Annotated in this window: 15 protein-coding genes and 1 pseudogene; 13 read left to right on the top strand and 3 right to left on the bottom strand. The window is 69.5% G+C overall.

What is annotated here, in order from left to right; all coding sequences use genetic code 11:
* Nucleotides 1-9: 9 nt before the first annotated feature.
* Nucleotides 10-627 carry an SRPBCC family protein gene (locus ACH45E_RS07385; RefSeq protein WP_361455023.1) on the top strand — a complete coding sequence of 206 codons (618 nt, stop codon included), beginning with the start codon at nt 10-12 and terminating at the stop codon, nt 625-627.
* A gap of 174 nt (nt 628-801) precedes the next feature.
* Here the strand turns inward: ACH45E_RS07385 and ACH45E_RS07390 are convergent.
* Nucleotides 802-1,626 (bottom strand): annotated as a pseudogene (locus ACH45E_RS07390) (alpha-L-rhamnosidase N-terminal domain-containing protein); the annotation flags it as partial.
* Between the two features lie 141 nt (nt 1,627-1,767).
* Here ACH45E_RS07390 and ACH45E_RS07395 point away from each other — a divergent pair.
* Nucleotides 1,768-1,962 carry an integrase core domain-containing protein gene (locus ACH45E_RS07395; RefSeq protein WP_361455026.1) on the top strand — a complete coding sequence of 65 codons (195 nt, stop codon included), beginning with the start codon at nt 1,768-1,770 and terminating at the stop codon, nt 1,960-1,962.
* Between the two features lie 394 nt (nt 1,963-2,356).
* Here ACH45E_RS07395 and ACH45E_RS07400 read toward each other — a convergent pair whose 3' ends face one another.
* Nucleotides 2,357-4,588 carry an alpha-L-fucosidase gene (locus tag ACH45E_RS07400; RefSeq protein WP_361454890.1) on the bottom strand — a complete coding sequence of 744 codons (2,232 nt, stop codon included), beginning with the start codon at nt 4,586-4,588 and terminating at the stop codon, nt 2,357-2,359.
* Between the two features lie 396 nt (nt 4,589-4,984).
* Here ACH45E_RS07400 and ACH45E_RS07405 point away from each other — a divergent pair, with 396 nt between their 5' ends.
* The 11 genes from ACH45E_RS07405 to ACH45E_RS07455 all read left to right on the top strand — a co-directional run bounded on the left by ACH45E_RS07405 (nt 4,985) and on the right by ACH45E_RS07455 (nt 15,987).
* Complete coding sequence (locus ACH45E_RS07405; RefSeq protein WP_361454893.1) at nt 4,985-6,046, top strand: sugar ABC transporter substrate-binding protein; 1,062 nt, start codon at nt 4,985-4,987, stop codon at nt 6,044-6,046.
* A gap of 22 nt (nt 6,047-6,068) precedes the next feature.
* Nucleotides 6,069-7,577, top strand: a complete 1,509-nt coding sequence (locus ACH45E_RS07410) for a sugar ABC transporter ATP-binding protein (RefSeq protein WP_361454896.1) — start codon at nt 6,069-6,071, stop codon at nt 7,575-7,577.
* A gap of 4 nt (nt 7,578-7,581) precedes the next feature.
* A complete protein-coding gene (locus ACH45E_RS07415; protein ID WP_361455029.1) occupies nt 7,582-8,625 on the top strand; it encodes an ABC transporter permease in 1,044 nt (347 codons plus the stop codon).
* A gap of 86 nt (nt 8,626-8,711) precedes the next feature.
* On the top strand, nt 8,712-10,046 hold the full coding sequence (locus ACH45E_RS07420; RefSeq protein WP_361454899.1) for an L-fuconate dehydratase: 1,335 nt from the start codon (nt 8,712-8,714) through the stop codon (nt 10,044-10,046).
* Entirely contained in the window at nt 10,039-10,941 is a 903-nt protein-coding gene (locus ACH45E_RS07425; RefSeq protein ID WP_361454902.1) for an amidohydrolase family protein, read from the top strand. Before ACH45E_RS07420 ends, ACH45E_RS07425 begins: the two co-directional genes overlap by 8 nt.
* Nucleotides 10,932-11,369: an RbsD/FucU domain-containing protein gene (locus ACH45E_RS07430; RefSeq protein WP_361454905.1), complete on the top strand. Its 438-nt coding sequence runs from the start codon at nt 10,932-10,934 to the stop codon at nt 11,367-11,369. The genes ACH45E_RS07425 and ACH45E_RS07430 overlap by 10 nt, the downstream gene beginning before the upstream one ends.
* On the top strand, nt 11,366-12,445 hold the full coding sequence (locus ACH45E_RS07435) for an alcohol dehydrogenase catalytic domain-containing protein (protein ID WP_361454908.1): 1,080 nt from the start codon (nt 11,366-11,368) through the stop codon (nt 12,443-12,445). Before ACH45E_RS07430 ends, ACH45E_RS07435 begins: the two co-directional genes overlap by 4 nt.
* A complete protein-coding gene (locus ACH45E_RS07440; protein WP_361454911.1) occupies nt 12,442-13,203 on the top strand; it encodes an SDR family oxidoreductase in 762 nt (253 codons plus the stop codon). Before ACH45E_RS07435 ends, ACH45E_RS07440 begins: the two co-directional genes overlap by 4 nt.
* Nucleotides 13,200-14,225 (top strand): sugar kinase, encoded by a 1,026-nt coding sequence (locus tag ACH45E_RS07445; protein ID WP_361454914.1) that lies wholly within the window; start codon nt 13,200-13,202, stop codon nt 14,223-14,225. Before ACH45E_RS07440 ends, ACH45E_RS07445 begins: the two co-directional genes overlap by 4 nt.
* A gap of 20 nt (nt 14,226-14,245) precedes the next feature.
* Nucleotides 14,246-15,259 (top strand): aldo/keto reductase, encoded by a 1,014-nt coding sequence (locus ACH45E_RS07450; RefSeq protein WP_361454917.1) that lies wholly within the window; start codon nt 14,246-14,248, stop codon nt 15,257-15,259.
* A complete protein-coding gene (locus tag ACH45E_RS07455) occupies nt 15,250-15,987 on the top strand; it encodes a FadR/GntR family transcriptional regulator (RefSeq protein WP_361454920.1) in 738 nt (245 codons plus the stop codon). Before ACH45E_RS07450 ends, ACH45E_RS07455 begins: the two co-directional genes overlap by 10 nt.
* 522 nt (nt 15,988-16,509) lie before the next feature.
* Here ACH45E_RS07455 and ACH45E_RS07460 read toward each other — a convergent pair.
* Nucleotides 16,510-19,710 (bottom strand): TIM-barrel domain-containing protein, encoded by a 3,201-nt coding sequence (locus ACH45E_RS07460; protein ID WP_361455032.1) that lies wholly within the window; start codon nt 19,708-19,710, stop codon nt 16,510-16,512.
* Nucleotides 19,711-20,056 lie beyond the last annotated feature (346 nt).

The raw sequence follows: 20,056 nt of genomic DNA on the forward strand, positions 1-20,056 counted from the left end.
AGGAACGCCTTGAGCAGCACGACCCGCGAACACGACCCCTTCGAGACCTTGAACGTGGCGGATTTCGCCTTCACCAGGCACGCATGGGTCGACGCCGCCCCCGCACGGGTCTACGACCTGGTCAGCGACGTGTCCGCCATCCACCGATGGAGCCCCAACGCCACCGACGTCGCCTTCGACCAGGACGCCGGCCCCGTGGTCGGCGCGTGGTTCAGCGGCCGCAACCACAGGAACGGCAAGCAGTGGACCACCCGCTCCCAGATCACGCGAGCCGAACCCGGCACCGCCTTCACCTTCGTCGTCGGCGGCGCCGACGACGGCGTCGTGCGATGGAGCTGGACCTTCGATCCCCGAGGACGCGGAACCCTCGTCCAGCAGTCCTGGCAACTCCTGCGCCTCGAGCCGGTGCTGGGCACCACACGCGGCGACCTCGACGCACTGCGCGACTACATGGCGGACAGCGCCGAAACCACACTGGCATCCCTCGCCCAATGGATCGCCGAAGAACGCCACCCCGACACCGCCCGCAGCCCACGCCGCATCTCCAGCCAGTACGAGAACCGCGACACCCACAGCGCGGCCACGTCCAGGTCCGCTCCGTGCTCCTCGGCCGGCTCCAGTTCCTGAAGCAGCACCATCGCCGCCCGTGCGAGCGTGCGCGACGCCATCCAGGTCCTCGTCGATTTTGTCGCGTCGCTGCCGTCCGAACCGCGCGATGCCCATCGCGGCAGCTCGCGTGAGCGCCACTGCCGAAGAGGCGCTGACGACAGTTCCGAGCAAACCGACCTTGGCGACCGGCTCACGTCCGACGGGCTCCCACCGCGCGTCGTCGAATCCCGGTCGGCTCCAGCCTGACGGCTCCAGGCGGGCGTCGTAGGTCTCGCCGTCCTGAAGGTCGGCCTTCACGTAGGGCCCGCCGACGGCCTTCCAGGAGCCGTCCGTACCGATCCACTGGACAGAGCCGTCGGTGTAGGCGATGCGCATCCTGGCCACCAGGGCGGGGGTGTCCCCGTACTGACGGCTCCATCCGATCCCGACCTTGCCGGCCCACCAGCCGTCCGCCAGTGAAGCGCCGATCGCGTTGGCGCCGTCGTCGAGCAGCTCGGTCACGTCGTAGGTCTGGGACTGGATGCGCTGGTGGTAGTGGGTCCAGCCCGGGGCGAGTACCTGGTCGCCGACCCGCTTTCCGTTGAGCTCCAACTGGTAGATCCCCAGCGCCGAGGCGTAGACCCGCGCTGAGGCGACCTTCTTGCCGGCCACGGTGGTGAAGTCCTTGCGCAACAGGGGCTGCGGACGGGTCGCGGGCGCGTACAAGGCGTCCGTGGTGCCGGACACCACGAGGGCGGAGTCGACGATGTCGCCGCCGGTGAACGGGTTGCGCCCTGAGGCGAAGTCGGTGTTCAGCAGCGTGCCGTCGGCGCCGGTGACCACGGCGTCATAGACCGTGCCTTTTTCGCCGCAGCACGCCTGCGTGCGGCAGCACCATATGCGTCTCTGGCTGGACCGCCACCGTCCGCCCCCCCGACCTCCTACACCAACCCCCTCAAAGCCCAAGGCATCACCGACTACGGCGTGGCGTGTGGGGTTGGCCCGGACGGGCTGGAAGGCATCGACGAGCAGGCACACAAGCCTGGTCCTGGACGTGGTCGAACAAGTCCTGTGGCAACGCGGCTACCGGCCGAATGACCAGGTCACCGGGCTGGTACACCACTCGGACCCGGGCAGTACACCTCGATCGCCTTCGCCGAGCGCCTGGCACAGGCCGGCATCGCCCCCTCGTTCGGCAGTGTCGCCGATGCGTACGACAACGCCCTCGTCGAGGCCACCATCGCCCAGTTCAAGACCGAGCTGATCAACCGTCGCGGACCGTGGAAGTCCTTCACGGACGTCGTGTTCGCCACCGCTGAGTGGATCGCTTGGTACGACCACCGCCGACTCCACGGGGCTCTCGGCCACACATAACCATCCGAGTACGAAACCGCCTACCATCACCAGCACACCCGCGCCGACGAACCCGTCAGCGTGTGACATCCCAGATCTCTCCCGAATCTGGAACGGTTCACTGACTGCCCCACCGAGATTGCCCTCGCACTCGGGCACCTGCTGGGACGTCAGGCTGGTCTTGTTCCGTGGTGAAGACCCACCGGAGGATAAGAGAGAAGCACGGGGCAGGCTTCGCGCTGCTGTGCCCGCGAAACGAAGTGCCTACTGCGTTTCCTCGTCTCCGACGGCACCTGCCGGGCCCGGTGACATCCGCCCGCCGAGGCACGTGTTCGACACGGGGGAAGGTCATTCCGGGCCCGTAGGTCCTGCGGCCTCCTTCCGGGACCGCGGAAACTTGCCGGGGAGGCTCAGCTCACAGGGTGGTGAACGTCCACAGCAGATTGGTGCTGGAGCCGTACGTCCACTGCTTGGTGATCGAGCCGGAGGACACGTTGCCGCCTCCGTCCAGGACGAGGCCTGTCGTGCGGTTGGCGATGGAGTAGCGGCCGTCGCCGCGGTGGGTGATCAGCCATTGCTGGTTGGTGCCGCCGTTCCAGGCGGCCTGCCGGGCGGCGGAGCCGTCGGAGGTGGCGCCCCAGCCGTCGGCGACCATGCCGTTGGTGCGGTTGACCAGCCTGTAGTACCCGCCGCCCACCTCGACCGCCTGCCACTGCAGGTTGGTGCTGCCGTCCCAGGTCCACTGCTTGAGGTTGGAGCCGGAGTCGACGTCGCCGCCGCTGTCCAGGGCCAGGCCGTCGGTGACGTTGACGACCTTGAAGTACGAGGCCGGGTCGAACTGCACCTTCAGCGAGGTGACCTTGTCGTTGTTGCCGGTGTTCCTCAGGTCGGCGTTGTCGGCGGTGAAGGTCCAGGCGGTGCCGGTGAAGCTGTCGCCCGAATAGCCGATGACCCGGTGACCCGGTGCGAGCCGCAGCGAGGAGAGGGTGCGCGGGGTGAGGCCGGCCAGCGTCAGGTCGTCCGCCGTGTACTCGCCGACTTCGAGGACGGTGCCGGTGCCGCAGTAGCCGGCGTCCTTGAACGCCACGGCCCCGGCCAGCGGGCGCAGGCTGGGGATCTCGCCCTTGAAGGTGAGCTTGAGGACGTAGGCGTTGGCGGTGAAGGGCGCCGAGGACGGCAGGTTGACGGTCAGGCCGCCCGCGTCCTGCGTCGGCGTCGCGAGGCTGATGTAGTCGCCCGCGGTCGAGTCGAGCAGCTTCACCGACTTCAGTGAAGAGACGTCGATCCGGGCGGAGTTGAGGGTCTTGATCGTCAGTGAGCTGCCGGGCCAGCCCAGCACGGTGGCATACAGGACCTTGTTGGCCTTGTTCCGGGTGAAGCGGATGTCCTGTGCCGTACCGGCCGTGGGGGTGGTGAAGGAGCCGCCGCCCATCTTCGTGGGGCCCTCGCCGTACGCCGTCCAGGCCCGGGTCTCGTAGACCGACTCGCCGAAGCGCTTCAGGTAGTCGCCGATGGCGAGCAGGATGTCCCGCTGTCCCTGGGGGATGGTGCCGTCGGCCTTCGGCGCGATGTTCAGGAGCATGTTGCCGTTCTTGCTGACCCGGTCGATCAGCGCGTGCAGCATCTGCTCGGTCGAGTAGTAGCCGATGCCCTGCGTGTAGCACCAGCTGGAGCTGGAGATGCTGTCGTCGGTGAGCCAGTAGGGGTTGGTGAGGTCGGCGGGGCCGCCCCGTTCGAAGTCGAAGACCTCGCCGTGGCTGTCGAGGCCGTCCTTGTAGGTGGCGACGACCTCCTTCCCCCAGGAGTTGGCCTGGTTGTAGTAGTACGAGAGGAAGTTGAGCCGCTGGGTCTCGTCGACGTGGTCGAGGCGCCAGTCCTGCCAGAGGATGTCCGGCTTGGCGAGGTCGACGACCTCCTTGAGCTTGTCGTACCAGAGCTGGTTCTCCTCGGCCGAACTCAGCTGGCCGTAAAGCTTCTTCAGGCTGTCGTCGGTCTGGGCGGGTGCGTACTCGTAGTAGCCGGTGAAGTTGTAGGCGTGGTGCATCGCCACCAGCAGCTTCAGGTTCTTGGCGCGGATGGCGTCGGTGAACAGCCGCAGCAGGTTCAGGCCGGGGCCCTTGTCGACGGAGTTCCACTCGTTGACCTGGCTGTCCCACATCGAGAAGCCGTCGTGGTGTTCGGAGACCGGCCCGGCGAACTTCGCGCCCGCGTCGACGAACAGCTGCGCCCATTCGGCGGGGTCGAAGTTGCCGCCGGCCGACTTGAGCCTGGGCTTGAACTCGGTGAAGTTGCCGGCCAGGTCGTCCGCGCCGCTGATGAAGTTGTGGAACGGCCAGTCGGCGGGGTCGCCGTAGGTGGCGATGTGGTGCTTGTTGGCCTTGCTCCCGCTCTCGTACATGTTGCGCGGGTACCACTCGCTGTCATACGCGGGAACGCTGAAGACGCCCCAGTGGAAGTAGATGCCGAACTTGGCGTCGCGGAACCACTCGGGGGCTGCGGTGTGCTGGTTCACGGAGTCCCACGTGGGTGTGTAGGTGGCCGTGGCCGCTGGGGCGCGGCCGGCTGCGAAAGCGTCGGTGGCGACCGCGGCTGCCACGACGGCGGTGGCGCCGGCGACGAACTGGCGTCTGCTGAGCGAACTCGACATGTGGAAATCCCTGGTGCAGAGGGGGGACAGGGGAGACCCGGGCGCCGGATGTTACGGACGAAGATCGTGCCTGTATCCCGTCCATGTCAACCATCGTGCAGGGATGAATGATTGATTTGGGGCGACAGTAAAGATAGGTTCTGTGCGTTTTTGCCGGAATCCAAATCACTCAGACATGGCATGTATGCATCCTGCCTTGATGCAGGTCGGGGCGGGTGTCCGGGAGTATTGATGGGATGGATGTGGCGGTCGCGAGTGCGGTCGTAGTCATCTTTCCAAGGGGTAGACGCCGGTTCGGGGTCGTGGCTATACATACATCCCATCTCTCCGGTGGCGACGCGGGTGTCGCAACCAGGAAACAAACTCCCGCTACGGGACCGGCGCGAGGACGTACCGATGAGACTCAGAAACCTGCTCTGTTCCGCCGCCTCGGCTGCCTGCGCGATGGCACTGCTCAGTGCCTGCGGCGGCTCCGGCACCGCGGCCACGTCGAGTGACAAGCCGCTGGTCGGCGTCGACTACCCGCGAGCCGACACCGACTTCTGGAACTCGTACATCAAGTACACGCCGGAGTACGCCAAGCAGCTGGGCCTCTCGCTGAAGACCACCAACTCGCAGAACGACGTCGCCAAACTCACTGCCAACGCCCAGACGTTCATCAGCCAGGGCGTCAAGGGCCTCGCGATGGCCCCGCAGGACACCGCAGCCATCGCACCGACGCTGGCGCAGCTGGAGGCGAAGAAGATCCCGGTCGTCACCGTCGACACCCGGCCCGACACCGGCAGCGTCTACATGGTCGTCCGCGCCGACAACCGCGCATACGGCGAGAAGGCCTGCCAGTACCTGGGCACCCGGCTCGGCGGCAAGGGCAAGGTCGTGATGCTGGAGGGCGACCTCTCCTCGATCAACGGCCGTGACCGCACCGAGGCGTTCAACGACTGCATGAAGAAGAGCTACCCCGGCATCAAGGTGTTCGGGGAGGCCACCAACTGGGACGGCGCGACGGCCGCGCAGAAGCTGCAGACCGACCTCACCGCCAACCCGGGCATCAAGGGCATCTACATGCAGTCCAGCTTCGCCCTGTCCGGGACGCTCCAGGTGCTCAAGCAGAAGGGCCTGCTGGTCGGTCCCAAGGACAAGAAGCACGTCTTCGTCGTCTCCAACGACGGCATCCCCGAGGAGCTCAAGGACATCGCCGCCGGCCGGATCGACGCCACCGTCTCGCAGCCCGCCGACCTCTACGCCAAGTACGCCCTCTACTACCTCAAGGCCGCGATCGACGGGAAGTCGTTCAAGCCCGGCAAGACCGACCATGACAGCACCATCGTCCAGGTCCGTGCGGGTCTGCTGGAGGACCAGTTGTCGGCCCCGCTCGTCACCGCCGACGGCGGCACCTACGGCGGCGTGTCCAGTGTGAAGAGCGACGACACGTCCCTGTGGGGCAACAACCTCGGCTGACGTTCCCCACAAGGCGGTTGAGATGAGTGATGAGCAGTTGCCCGTCGTCGAGGCGACGGGCGTGGTCAAACGATTCGGTCCGACGGTGGCCCTCGACGGCGCCCGGATCACCATCAGGCCCGGCGAGACCCACGCGCTCGTCGGCCGCAACGGGGCCGGCAAGTCGACGCTGGTGTCGGTCCTCACCGGTCTGCAGTCCCCGGACGAGGGCATGGTCACCTTCGGCGGCCGGCCGGCCCCGCGGATCACCGACCGGGACGGCTGGCGGCAACGCGTGGCCTGTGTCTACCAGAAGTCGACGATCATCCCCACGCTGACCGTCGCCGAGAACCTCTTCCTGAACCGGCACGACCACGGCCGCAACCGGCTCATCAGCTGGCAGGCCACCCGGCGCCGCGCCCAGAAACTGCTCTCGGCCTGGTCGGTGGAGGTTGATCCGCACACCCCAGCCAGCGAACTCGACGTCGAGCAGCGGCAGTTCGTCGAGATCGCACGAGCACTGTCCTTCGGCGCCCGGTTCATCATCCTCGACGAGCCGACCGCACAGCTCGACGGCGCGGCGATCAACCGGCTCTTCGGCCGGATCCGCGACCTGCAGCGCCAGGGCGTCACCTTCCTGTTCATCAGCCACCACCTTCAGGAGGTCTACGAGATCTGCGACATGGTGACGGTGTTCCGGGACGCCCGGCACATCGTGACCGCGCCGGTCGTCGACCTGCCCCGCACCGAACTCGTCGCCGCGATGACGGGTGAAGCGGCGGCCGACCGGAACGAGGAGCGGGCGAGCACCCTGGACGCCGGCGCCACCGCGGCGCTGGACGTGCGCGGCCTGACCGGCGACGCCTACGCGGACGTTACCTTCCGGGTGGGCGCCGGTGAGATCGTCGGCCTCGCGGGGGCCGCCGGCAGCGGCCGTACCGAGGTCGCCGAGACCGTCGTGGGACTGCGGGCCGCCGGATCCGGGGAGCTGGAGATCGCGGGGCGGCGGCCCCGGCCGGGCAGTGTGCCCGCCGCGCTCGCCGCGGGCGCCGGCTTCGTCCCGCAGGACCGCCACCACCAGGGCTTCGTGCCCGACATGTCGATCGCGGACAACGCCACGCTGTCCGTACCGAAGCAGCTCGGCAACAACGGACTGCTGAGCCGGGCCCGCAGGGACCGGCTCGCCGAGCGGATGATCGAGAACCTGGCTATCAAGACCCCGGGGCCCGACCTGCCCGTGTCCGCCCTGTCAGGCGGTAACCAGCAGAAGGTCGTCATGGCCCGGGCTCTCGCCGACGACCCCCGACTGCTGGTGCTGATCAACCCGACCGCGGGCGTGGACGTGCGCTCCAAGGAGTTCCTCCTCGGCAAGGTCGAGGAGACCGCGGACACCGGCACCGGAGTGCTCATCGCCTCCGACGAACTGGACGACCTGCGCATGTGCGACCGGGTGCTGGTGATGTTCCAGGGCCGGGTGACGACCGAGATGGACCGCGGCTGGCACGACCACGACCTCGTGGCCGCGATGGAAGGAGTGGACCTGCATGCCTGAAGTAATGCCTGAGACCGCCCTCGCGGACCCGGCCGCCGGCAAGGCCGCCGAGCCCCGGGCCGGAGGGACCGCGCTGTTCGGCGGCCGGATACCGCTCGCCCGGCTGCGCGACCTGGCGCTCGTCCCGGCGATCGTCGTCATCGCGACCGTCGGCCAGATCGTCAACCCCGTGTTCCTGCAGCCGGACAACATCGTCAACGTCCTGCAGACCATGTCCGAGATGGCCCTGCTGGTACTCGCCCAGACGATGATCCTCATCGTCAAGAAGATGGACCTGTCCCTGGAGTCCACCATGGGCCTCGCGCCCGGCGTGGCCGCCTGGCTCGTGGTGCCGGCCGGTGCCGGACACGGTCTCGGGCTGCTCCCCGGTGCCTGGGCCATCCCGGTCACCCTCGCCGTGGGCGCGCTCGTCGGTGTGGTCAACTCGCTGCTGATCATCCGCTTCGGTCTCAACGGCTTCATCGTCACCCTCGGCATGCTGATCGTGCTGCGCGGCATCCTCACCGGCATCTCCGGCGGCCAGACCTTCTTCCAGCTGCCGGCCTCGATGCTGTACCTGGGCACCGCAGAATGGTTCGGCATGCCCGCGTCCATCTGGATCTGCCTCGCGCTGTTCGCGGCCGCCATCGTCGTGCTCGGCTGGACGAGCTTCGGCCGCTCGCTGTACGCCGTCGGCGGCAACGTCGACGCGGCGAGGGCGGCCGGCATCCGCACCGACCGGGTGCTGTGGATCGTTCTCGTCACCGGCAGCGTACTCGCCGCCCTCGCAGGGCTGCTGCTGTCCGGACGGCTCGCCTCGGTCGCCGCCGCGCAGGGCAACGGGTACATCTTCACCGTGTTCGCCGCCGCGGTCATCGGCGGGATCAGCCTCAACGGCGGCAAGGGCACCATGTTCGGCGCGTTCTGCGGCATCCTGCTGCTCTTCATGATCCAGAACGTGCTCACCCTGGCCGGGGTCCCCGCCCAGTGGATCGGCGCCCTCAACGGCCTGATCATCCTCGTCGCGCTGACCATCTCCCGCATCACGGGCGGCAGGGTCCAGGACTGACCGAGGCGGCCGGCGCCGCCGTACCCCGCCGCACGCATCCGTCGCAGGGGGACCCTCTCCCGCCCCGTCCCACAGGAGTTGCCGCCATGTCCTCCGCCGTGTCCGCGCCTTCGGCGTCCGCCCGCATCACCGCCCTCGACGTGCTCGACGTGCGCTTTCCGACCTCCGAGCACCTCGACGGGTCCGACGCGATGAACCCCGAGCCCGACTACTCGGCCGCCTACGTCGTTCTGCGCACCGACGCCTACGACCAACTGGAGGGCCACGCACTGGCCTTCACCACCGGCCGCGGCAACGACGCCCAGGCCGCCGCCATCGCCACCCTCGCCCCGCATGTCGTGGGCCGGTCCGTCGAGGAGGTCTGCGCCGACCTCGGCGCCTTCGCCCGCTCCCTCGTCCACGATCCCCAACTGCGCTGGCTGGGACCGGAGAAGGGCGCCATCCACATGGCCACCGGCGCAGCCGTCAACGCCGCCTGGGACCTGGCCGCCAAACGGGCCGGCAAGCCGGTCTGGCGCTTCCTGGCCGAGATGTCCCCCGAGGAGCTGGTGGCCCAGGTCGACTTCCGCTGGCTCAGCGACGCCCTCACCCCCGAGGAGGCGCTGGAGATCCTGCGGCGCGCCGAGCCGGGGCGCGAGGAGCGCATCGCCCGCCTCCTGGAGCGCGGCTACCCCGCCTACACCACCACCCCCGGGTGGCTCGGCTACTCCGACGAGAAACTCGCCCGTCTCGCCCGGGAGGCCGTCGCCGACGGCTTCACCCAGATCAAGCTGAAGGTGGGCGCCGAGCTGGAGGACGACATCCGGCGCATGCGCACCGCCCGCGAGGCCGTCGGCCCGGACATCCGCATCGCCGTCGACGCCAACCAGAGATGGGACGTCCGGCCCGCCATCGACTGGATGCAGGCCCTGGCCCCCTACGACCCCTACTGGATCGAGGAGCCCACCTCACCCGACGACATCCTCGGCCACGCCGCCATCCGCAGGGCCGTCAGCCCGATCAAGGTCGCCACCGGCGAGCACATCGCCAACCGGGTCGTCTTCAAACAGCTCCTCCAGGCCGGCGCGGTGGACATCGTCCAGATCGACTCCGCCCGGGTCGGCGGAGTCAACGAGAACATCGCGATCCTGCTGCTCGCCGCCAAGTTCGGCGTGCCGGTCTGCCCACACGCCGGCGGCGTCGGCCTGTGCGAGATGGTCCAGCACCTGTCGATGTTCGACTACGTCGCCGTCTCCGGCACCACCGGGGACCGGGTGATCGAGTACGTCGACCATCTCCACGAACACTTCGTCGACCCGGTCCGTATCGCCGACGGCCACTACCTCGCCCCGACGCTGCCCGGACTGAGCGCCCAGATGCACCAGGCCTCCCTGAAGGAGTACACCTACCCCGACGGCCCGGTGTGGTCCCTCCGTGTCTGACCACAACGAACTGGTGGACGACGGACTGGTGGACGCCCACCACCATGTGTGGGACCTCGACCACCGCCCCCAGCCCTGGCTGGACGAGCCCGGTCACGAGCCCATCCGCCGCGGCTTCGGCCCGGACGACCTGCGTACGACCGCCACCCGGACCGTCGCCGGACGGCGCCTGGCCCGCACCGTCGTCGTACAGTGCGTGACCTCCGTGCCGGAGACCCGCGAACTCCTCGTCCTGGCCGACGCCGATCCGCTGATCGGCGCGGTGGTCGGCTGGATCGACCTCACCTCGCCGGCGACCGGGGACGTGCTCGACGAACTGCGGTCCGGGCCCGGCGGCCGGTACCTGCGGGCCGTACGCCACCTCGTCCAGGGCGAGGAGGACCCCGAATGGCTGCAAAGGCCCGCCGTGGAGCGGGGGTTGCATGCCGTGCGGGAGCGCGGACTCGCCTACGACGTGCTGATCCGCAGCCACCAGTTCGCGCAGGCGATCCGCCTGGCCGAACGTCTCCCGGAGCTGCCGCTGGTGCTGGACCACGCGGGCAAGCCGCCTGTCCGGCAGAGTGAACTGGGCGCCTGGGAGCGTGCGTTGAGGCAGCTCGCCGGACATCCCCAGGTGCGATGCAAGGTGTCCGGGCTGATCACCGAGGCCGACCACGAGAAGTGGACCGTCGCCGACCTTCGACCGGTGTGGGACGTCCTGCTCACCGCCTTCGGCCCCGAGCGTCTCATGTTCGGCTCCGACTGGCCGGTGTGCGTGCTCGCCGGCGGCTGGAACCGCTGGGCCGCGACCGTCGAGGAGCTCCTGGGCGGCTGCACCGCGATCGAGACCGAGGCGGTCCTCGCCGGTACCGCGACCGACTTCTACCAGCTGAAGGAGGGGGCCCCGTGCTCCTGACCGACCTTCTGCACCCCGGCATGCTCGAAGCGCTGGCCGGGGCCGGGCACGGCGCCCGGGTGCTGCTCGCCGACGGCCACTATCCCGCGAGCACGGCCGTCGGCGAACGCGCCCGCACGGTCCACCTCAACCTGGCACCGGGCCTCCTGGACGTCACCAGCGTCCTGGACGTCCTGCTGCGGTCGGTGCCGGTCGAGTCCGCCCAGGTGATGGTCCCGCCCGACGGCGAACCGGAGCCGCCGGCCATCGCCGAGTACCGCTCCCGGCTGCTCCCCGTCCCCGTCGGGACCCTCGGCCGCTTCGAGTTCTACGATGCCGCCCGCTCGCCCGACCTGGCCCTGGCCGTCGTCACCGCCGACACCCGTACCTACGCCAACCTGCTGCTGACCATCGGCGTCCGCGCTGAAGGGACCCTGACCACACGATGACTCTCGCCGTCCGTTACCTGTCCGCCCGCACCCTGGACACGGCTCCCGCGCCCACCTCGCCGCCCGGTCCCGGCGAGGTGGAACTGGCCCCCGCCTACGTCGGCATCTGCGGCACCGACCTGCACATCTTCCACGGCGACATGGACACCCGGGTCTCGGCGCCCGCCGTCCTCGGACACGAGATGTCCGGCCGCGTGGTGCGGGTCGGGGCCGGGGTGGAAGGCTGGTCGCCGGGGGACGCGGTGACGGTGATGCCGTTGCGCTGGGACGACACCTGCCCCGCCTGCCGTGCCGGACACCGGCACATCTGCCAGCACCTCGACTTCATCGGTATCGACTCGCCGGGCGCGATGCAGCAGCGCTGGACCGTACCCGCCGCCACGCTGGTGCGTCTTCCGGACTCCGTGCCCCTGGACCGGGCCGCGCTCGTCGAGCCCACGGCCGTCGCCGTGCACGACGTCGGCCGGGCCGGGGTACGGGACGGCGAGCGGGTCGTGGTGGTCGGCGGCGGACCGGTCGGCGTGCTGATCGCCCTGGTCGCGCGTGCCGCCGGTGCCGAGGTGCGCCTGGTGGAGCTGAGTGCCCACCGCCGCGCGCTGGCCGAGGAGCTGGGACTCACCGTGTGGGACCCGGCCACCCAGAACGTGACGGAGCTCGTCGGCGAGTGGACTGCCGACGCGGGCGCGGACGTCGCCTTCGAGGTGTCCGGCGCCGCCGCCGGCGTGGACACGGCGGTCGAGGCCCTCGGGGTACGCGGCCGGCTCTGCCTCGTCGCCATCCACCCCCGGCCGCGCGAGGTGAACCTGCACCGCTTCTTCTGGCGTGAACTCACCCTGGTGGGGGCCAGGTTGTACGACCGCGCCGACTTCGAGCGCGCGGTGGGACTGGTGGCCGACGGCACGATCCCCGCCGACCGGCTGATCAGCAAGGTCGTCCCGCTGGCCGAGGCGCCCTCGGCGTTCGAGGCGCTGGAGGCGGGCGGCGACGTGATGAAGATCCTCGTGGACTGCGGCAACGACCCGGCGACAGGCGATGACACCAAAGGCGCCGACGATGTGGCGGGAGCGAGCGCATGACCCTCTTCGACCTGACCCGCAGACTGGCCGTCGTCACCGGAGCCCGGCGCGGTATCGGCCGGGCCATGGCAAGAGCGCTGGCCGAGGCCGGCGCGGACGTGATCGGTGTCAGCGCGTCGCTGGAGGAGTCCGGCAGCGCGGTGGAGAAGGACGTCGTCGCCGCGGGCCGTACCTTCGAGGCACTCCGCACCGACTTCGCCGACCCGGACGCCGTCCGCGCGCTGGGCGCGGACCTCGCCGGGCGGGAGCGGCCGGTGGACATCCTCGTCAACAACGCGGGCACCATCCACCGGGCCCCGGCCGTCCACCACGCCGACGCCGACTGGGCGACGGTGCTTCAGGTCAACCTCAACGCGCAGTTCGCGCTGAGCCGCGCGGTGGGCGCGACCATGGTCACCCGAGGCCACGGAAAGATCATCTTCACAGCGTCGCTGCTCAGCTTCCAGGGCGGCATCACCGTCCCCGGCTACACCGCCGCCAAGCACGGCGTCGCGGGCCTGACCAAGGCGCTGGCCAACGAGTGGGCGCCGCACGGCGTCAACGTCAACGCCATCGCCCCGGGCTACATCGCCACCGACAACACCCAGGCTCTGCGCGACGACCCGCAGCGCAGCGTGGCGATCCTCGACCGCATCCCGGCCGGACGGTGGGGGAGCGCGGACGACCTTGCCGGCGCCACCGTCTTCCTGGCCTCCGACGCTGCCGCCTATGTGCACGGCACGATCCTGCCGGTCGACGGGGGGTGGCTGGGCAGGTGACAGACGTGGTGGCCCTCGGCGAGGTGATGCTCCGCTTCGACCCGGGCGAGGGGCGGATCCGTACCACCCGTACCTTCCAGGTCTGGGAAGGCGGCGGCGAGTACAACGTCGTACGCGGACTGCGCCGCTGCTTCGGCCTGCGGACGGCCGTAGTGACCGCCCTCGTCGACAACGCGGTGGGCCGCCTCGTCGAGGACCTCATCCTCCAAGGCGGTGTCGACACCTCGCTGATCCGCTGGGTGCCCGGCGACGGCACCGGTCGCGCCGCCCGCAACGGACTGAACTTCGTCGAGCGCGGGTTCGGTGTCCGGGGCGCCCTGGGCGTCAGCGACCGTGCCAACACCGCCGTCTCCCAGCTGCGCAAGGGGGACGCCGTCTTCGCCGCAGGGCCACGCTGGTTCCACACCGGTGGCATCTTCGCCGGCCTGTCCGACACCACCGCGGACAGCGCCGACGAGGCGATGGCGGCCGCGCGACGGCACGGCGTGACGGTCTCCTACGACCCGAACTACCGCGCCAGCCTGTGGGACGGCCGGGGCGGAGCCGACCGGGCGCGCGAGACCGACCTGCGGCTCGCCCGGCACGCCGACGTCGTGGTGGGCGCCCTGGGCCTGGCGGGGGAAGGCCCAGGGCGGATGCGTCTCGCCGGCGACGAACTTCCCGACGTATTCCAGGAGTTGGCGCGGATTCTGCCCCAGGCCAGGGTGCTGGCCACGACCCTGCGCGAGGTTCCCTCAGCCGGGGTCAACGACTGGTCGTCGGCCGCCTGGTCGCGGGAGACCGGCTTCCTCGCCGGCCCCCCGATGCCCGGGCTGCACGTCCTGGACCGCATCGGCTCGGGCGACGCCTTCGCCGCCGGCCTCATCCACGGCCTGCTCACCGGCGCCGGCCTGGAACGCGCCCTCGCCCGCGGCACAGCCCACGGCGCCCTCGTCATGACCACGCCGGGCGACGTCTCCATGGCGACGCTCACCGAGGTCGAGGCCCTCGCGGCGGGCGGCACCGCCCATGTCAGACGCTGACCGGAACCGTAGGAGCGCGCGTGCGACACCGGAAGATCCTGAACACCTCCGTCGAGATAACCGAACTCGGCTTCGGTGCCTCCGTCATCGGCAACCTCTACCGTGTCACCCCGGTCGAGGAGGCGACGGCCGCGGTCGAGGCCGCCTGGGCCGCGGGCATCCGGTACTTCGACACCGCACCCCACTACGGTCTCGGCCTGTCCGAGCGGCGCCTGGCAGCCGCCCTGCGCGACCGGCGGAGGGACGAGTACGTCGTCTCCTCCAAGGTCGGCCGGCTCCTGGTGCCGAACGAACGGCCGCGCGGTGTGGACACCGAGGGGTTCGTCGTCCGGGACGACCTGCGCAGACAGTGGGACTTCAGCCGCGACGGGGTGCTCCGCTCCATCGAGGACACCCTGCGCCGCACCGGCCTGGACCGCCTGGACGTCGTCTACGTGCACGACCCCGACGAGCACTGGCGGCAGGCCGCCGACGAGGCCATGCCCACCCTGGCCGATCTGCGCGACCAGGGAGTGATCGGCGCCATCGGGGCCGGCATGAACCAGTCGGGCATGCTCGCCCGCTTCCTGCGCGAGACCGCCGCCGACATGGTGATGCTCGCCGGGCGCTACACCCTCCTCGACCAGTCGGCGCTCGACGACGTACTGCCGGCCGCGAGGGAACTCGGCAAGAGCGTGGTGGCGGTCGGGGTCTTCAACTCCGGTTTGCTGTCGCAGGAGCGGCCCGCCGAGGGAATAAAATACGACTACCGGGACGCGCCGTCCGACCTGGTGAGCCGCGCCCTGTGGATCGCCCGGGTCTGCGAACGGCACGGTACGACCCTCCCCGCCGCCGCGATCGCCTTCCCCGCCACGCACCCCAGTATCATCAACGTCACCCTGGGCATGCGGAGCCCGGAACAGGTCGAGCGGAACGCGGAACTCCACCGCCGGCCGGTTCCCCAGGATCTCTGGGACGATCTTCGTGCCGAGGGCCTGATCAGGTCGGACGTGCCGACGGAGAACGACGGCGGAAGGAGTTCACGGTGTCCCTGACGGACAAGGCCATCGAGCAGATCCGTGAGCTGATCCGCTCCGGCGCGCTGCCGCCCGGTTCCAAGCTGCCCCCGGAGCCCGACCTCGCCGCCCAGCTGGGACTGTCCCGCAACCTCGCCCGCGAGGCGGTCAAGGCACTGGCCGTCGCCCGCGTCCTGGAGGTACGGCGCGGCGACGGCACCTACGTCACCAGCCTGCAGCCGAGCCTGCTCCTGGAGGGGCTGGGCGGTGCGGTGGAGCTGTTGCAGGGCGACGCGGGTGCCCTGAGGGACCTGATGGAGGTACGGCGGCTCCTCGAACCGGTCGCCACCGCGCTGGCCGCGACCCGCATCACCGACGACCAACTGGCCGAGGTGAAGCAGCACTTGGATGCCATGCGCGATGCCCGTGACGACGTCGAGCAGCTCAACGCGCACGACGCCGCCTTCCACCGCGCGGTCGTCGCGGCCACCGGCAACGAATCCCTGCTCACCCTCCTGGAAGGCGTCTCCGGCCGCACCCTGCGCGCCCGCATCTGGCGCGGCCTGGTCGACGAAGCCTCATCGGGCCGGACCCTCGCCGAGCACGAGGCGATCTTCACGGCTCTGTCCAACCGCGACGCCGCGCTCAGTCAGGCTGCCGCACTGCTGCACGTGAGCAATACCGAGCAGTGGCTGAGAGACCACCTCCAGGCCGAGGAGCCGGCAGCTCCCGGCCGCCGCCGACGCAACGTCTCCGCACCCAACTGAGACCGGGTGCCGCTCCGGCTGCACCGGTCGCTCGCGCATGGCATCGTCCTCTTCCCGCTGCTGTGGACAATCCGTGTCTGCGGAAGGCGGAGCTGAGGCGTTCACGACGACGAACGCCCTGGGGGGCGAACGGCCGTGGTGCGGCGGCACTTCGGGACGGCCCGTTACTGACTTCGGCCTGCCAGGGTGATGTTGGGTCGGCGAGAGGCAGGCCGGTACCCGCTATGAAGCCGTCGAGGGTGTCGGGCTGGTACTGGAGGCGTTTGAGTCGGGTACGGAGGAGTGCTTCCAGGTGGTCGGCGGCGGCGACGGCGGCGAGGCTGGTCAGACTGCGTTTGTCGAGCGCCTACTCGCCCTCGGCGGTGCAGCGCTCACCCTCACGGGGTGACGGGGGTGGGCGTGTGACCGGCGTGCTCACCCAGGCGTCGGCTGACGTCTCGGACCAACGGCATGGCCCGACCCGTGGCGTGACGGTCTGCCCGGAAGCGAGTTCCAGACAGACCGTCGCCACCTCCGAGTCGCCTACTGGTAGGTGACGGTGATCGGGCGGTGGACGGTATGCCGGGGAAGGGTGATCGTGAGCGTCCCGGTGGAGCGGTCCCAGCGGTAGTCGCGCGAGGTCAGTAGGACACCGGTCGCGGTGACCTCGGTGGGCTCACGGGTCGTGCCCAGAAGGGACAGTGTCCACTGGCGGTTCTTCACCTGCCCGTGGAAGGAGCCCTGCGCCGGGCCGATCGACACGGTGTGGCGCGAGCCGTTGCGCTCGTACCGGACGGTCGTCGTGGCGCTGTGTCCCCTCTGCGCGGTAGTTCCGTCGTCCTCGTACAGACGGTACGACCCCGGCGCGCCGGAGGCGACGGTCAGGGTGACGTCGGTGAGCGGATTGCGGTCGTTGTCGGCGACGTCATGGGTGCGGGTCGGCAGGATGCCGCCGGCCTTGATGAACACCGGCATGGTGTCCAGACCGGTGGCGATGTCCTGGATGGTGCCGCCCTGGTAGGTCTTGCCGGTGAAGTAGTCGGTCCACTGGCCGGGCGGGAACCACACCGTGGTGGTCGCCGTCGTCCCCGGCGTCGTCACCGGGGCGACCAGGACATCGGGGCCGTAGAAGTACTCGCTGTCGGCCCTCTGGTACGCCTGCGCTTCGTTCGGATACTCCAGGTAGGTGGGACGGACGATCGGTACGCCGGTCCGGTTCGCCTCTTTGGCCAGCGAGTACGTGTACGGCACCAGGTTCTCGCGGAGGTTGAGGAACTTGTCGGCCGAGTGCCGCGCCTGTGTGCCGTACTGCCAGGGCAGCCGGTCACTGTGGTTGCTGTGCAGCCGGTCGATCGGCTGGAAGGTGCCGAACTGCACCCAGCGCGCATACAGGTCGTCGGGGAGCTTGTGCGTGGCGCGGGTCTGCCCGCCGTCGGTGTACGTCTCCGAACCAGGCAGCCCCGTTGTGTCGTTGTGCCCGCCGATGTCGTGGGTGATGGCCGCCATCCCCGTCGCGGCGGACTCCCCGGGCGTGTAGCCGACCTCCAGCTTCAGTGTGCCCCAGGTGGAGGCGGTGTCGCCGGTGAAGTGCACGGTGGTGCGCTTGTCCGCCCAGGGGCCGGTCGGCAGCGCCTGCTGGCCGCTGTATCCGCCGGCCTGGAGCGAGCCGTACGCGCGGGAGAGGACAAATCCGTGGCTGTTGGCCTTACCGGTGAGGGTGGCGTACTGCTGATTGATCCACGCGTCCGGTGTGATGCCCTGCAGCGATGACTGGGAGGAGTCGCAGCACCAGTCGAGCCACCAGAAGTCGTTGCCCTGCTCGTTCATGGTGCGGTGCAGGTCCATGTAGGCCTTGAGCTGGTCGGGGTCGCCGAAGTCGAAGGTGTAGCAGTTGTTGTCGACCGAAGCGGCGGAGGCACAACCGCCCTTTGCCAGCTTGCCCTTGGCTGTGGTCTGGGCCTGGGCGAACTGGGGGTCGGTGGCGAGGATGCTCGGGTGCACGTTGAGCGTGTCGTGCAGCCCCTGTGCGGCCGCCCAGTCGAAGAACCCCTTCGGGTCGGGGAATCTGCCGGGGTCCATCGCCCAACCGCTCCAGCTGTTCACGGCCTTGAAGTCTGTGTCGGTGACCAGCACGTCCAGCGGGACGTGTTCGGAGCGGAATGCGGGAAGAATCGTGTCCTCGTAGTCGGCCGCGGTGCGGTCGATGTACTCCGAGTACCACACGCCGTACGCCCACTGCGGCAGCAACTGCGGAGGCCCGGTCAGGGTCGCCAGGTCCGTAAGTCCCTGCTTGTAGTCGTGCCCGTAGCCGAAGACATAACCGTCCTGGTAAGGTGCGCCACCGTGTGAGGGCCGGGGCGTGACCTTCTTCGACGCGTTGTCGTAGAAAGCCGACGGGGTGTCGTCCAGCAGGTACCAGCCGTCCTGGTTGAGCAGGCCGGGGGTGGTCACCGGAGCGCGGCCGTTGCCGCTCACGCCGTCCAGGCCACGGCGGTAGCCGCCGAGCGCGAGGTGCGGCGCCGGCGCGGCCTGCTTCGTCGCGGCCACGGAGACGGTGTCCAGGTTTACGTGGCAGCTCGCTGCTTCAGGACAGTCGAGGGTGACGTCGTCCGCTCCCGCCTTCAGGGCGAGCGGTACGGAGGCTGTCTTCCAGGTGTCCCAGTCCTCTGTCGGCGGCAGCGTCAAGGCTTCGGTGGCGGTGCCGGAGGAGACGGAGGCAGTGCGGGTCTGGTGGAGACCGTCGCCGCCGGTGCCATTGGCGTAGCGCACCCGCAGGGTGTACGTGCCGTCGGCCGGAACGCCGACCACATGCGTGGTCAGACTCGACCCCTTGTTCAGCTCCGCGACAAAGCCGTTGCCCGCGTATCCCCTGTGGTCCATTGCGCTGACCGCGGTGCCGTCGATCCGCCCGGCCTCCGCCTCGCAGCTCGTGCCGAGCAGGCAGTCGGTGATCGCGGTGCTGGCGACCGGCGGGTACTCATCACCGGGGCGGACCAGGGCGACACTGTCGACGTTGACGTTCCCGCTGTCCGACGCGGTCCGGGTCAGAGCGATCGTGTGGTGGCCCGCGGTGAGGTCGAGGCTCGCGGTGGCCAGGCTCCAGGTGTTCCAGTCGGCCGTGGTCGGCAGGGACACCGTCTGCGGGACGTCGCCGTCCACTGAGAGGGCCAGTGTGCGGGTGTGGGACTGGCCGTCCCCGCCACGGGAGTTGGCATAACGCAGGTCGAACTGGTAGGCGCCGGCGTCTTTGACATCGATGTCAGAGGACACCGAGCTGCCAGTGCCCTCGAATCCCGCGGCGAAGCCCGTGCCGGTGTGGCCGGCGTGATCCGAGGCCACGGACAGCCCGTTCAGCTGAAGGTTCTCCGCCTCGCACAGCGCGCCGATCTCACAGGTCAGCCGTTGCCAAGGCGTGGCTGTCACCGAACTACCGTCCGCCAAGTGCACCGAGAGGTTACGGGCGTTGAACGGCCCGGAACCGACCTGGTAGCGCAGGGTCAGCGCGCTCGTCCTGATGACCAGCCAGCCGCTGGACACCGTGGCCGTGTAGTCGGCCGGAGCGAAGCCGCCGCGGCCGATAGCGTTGAAAGTCGGTTCATCGGTGAACTTCCCGTCGCCCGCGTACTCAGTACGGATCAACGTAGACGAGAGGATCTCGAAGCGCGCGTCCCCCGACCTGACGGTGGGAGTGCTGCGCTCGTGCGAGCTGCCGGCCGACACGGGTCCGGCGCCCATCAGTGTCATGGCGGCGGCGACCGCCAGGGCCGCGGTCGTGCCTACCTGCCGCCGTATGGATCTGAGCCGTCGCTTCCTCGATGTGGCAGTCATATCAACTTTCCTTCTCTGTACCTCGGCTGACGTGCCCTCTGCTTGTGCCGGTCCCAACACACCCCCGTCCTTACATCGTTGGAAATTGGTGCAGTGGCGCGAGAGTACGTCCTTGACCGCGGTGCCCAAAAGAGGCCGTGCAACGATGTCACCCTAGATTCGTCTTGGGGGTTCAGATCGAGTCATGGCCCGTCCGTCCCCCTGCCCTCCCGAGCTTTGTGAGCGTGCGGTGCGCATGGTCACGGAGATCCGCCCCACCTCC

Origin of the sequence: Streptomyces sp. NPDC020299 (assembly GCF_044387825.1) — a bacterium.
In the GTDB taxonomy this organism is placed as follows: Bacteria; Actinomycetota; Actinomycetes; order Streptomycetales; family Streptomycetaceae; genus Streptomyces.

Coding starts and splice junctions, on each gene's coding strand:
- ACH45E_RS07400 (WP_361454890.1), bottom strand. CDS start 4,588: ATGTCGAGTTCGCTCAGCAGACGCCAGTTCGTCGCCGGCGCCACCGCC.
- ACH45E_RS07405 (WP_361454893.1), top strand. CDS start 4,985: ATGAGACTCAGAAACCTGCTCTGTTCCGCCGCCTCGGCTGCCTGCGCG.
- ACH45E_RS07410 (WP_361454896.1), top strand. CDS start 6,069: ATGAGTGATGAGCAGTTGCCCGTCGTCGAGGCGACGGGCGTGGTCAAA.
- ACH45E_RS07415 (WP_361455029.1), top strand. CDS start 7,582: ATGCCTGAGACCGCCCTCGCGGACCCGGCCGCCGGCAAGGCCGCCGAG.
- ACH45E_RS07420 (WP_361454899.1), top strand. CDS start 8,712: ATGTCCTCCGCCGTGTCCGCGCCTTCGGCGTCCGCCCGCATCACCGCC.
- ACH45E_RS07435 (WP_361454908.1), top strand. CDS start 11,366: ATGACTCTCGCCGTCCGTTACCTGTCCGCCCGCACCCTGGACACGGCT.
- ACH45E_RS07440 (WP_361454911.1), top strand. CDS start 12,442: ATGACCCTCTTCGACCTGACCCGCAGACTGGCCGTCGTCACCGGAGCC.
- ACH45E_RS07460 (WP_361455032.1), bottom strand. CDS start 19,710: ATGACACTGATGGGCGCCGGACCCGTGTCGGCCGGCAGCTCGCACGAG.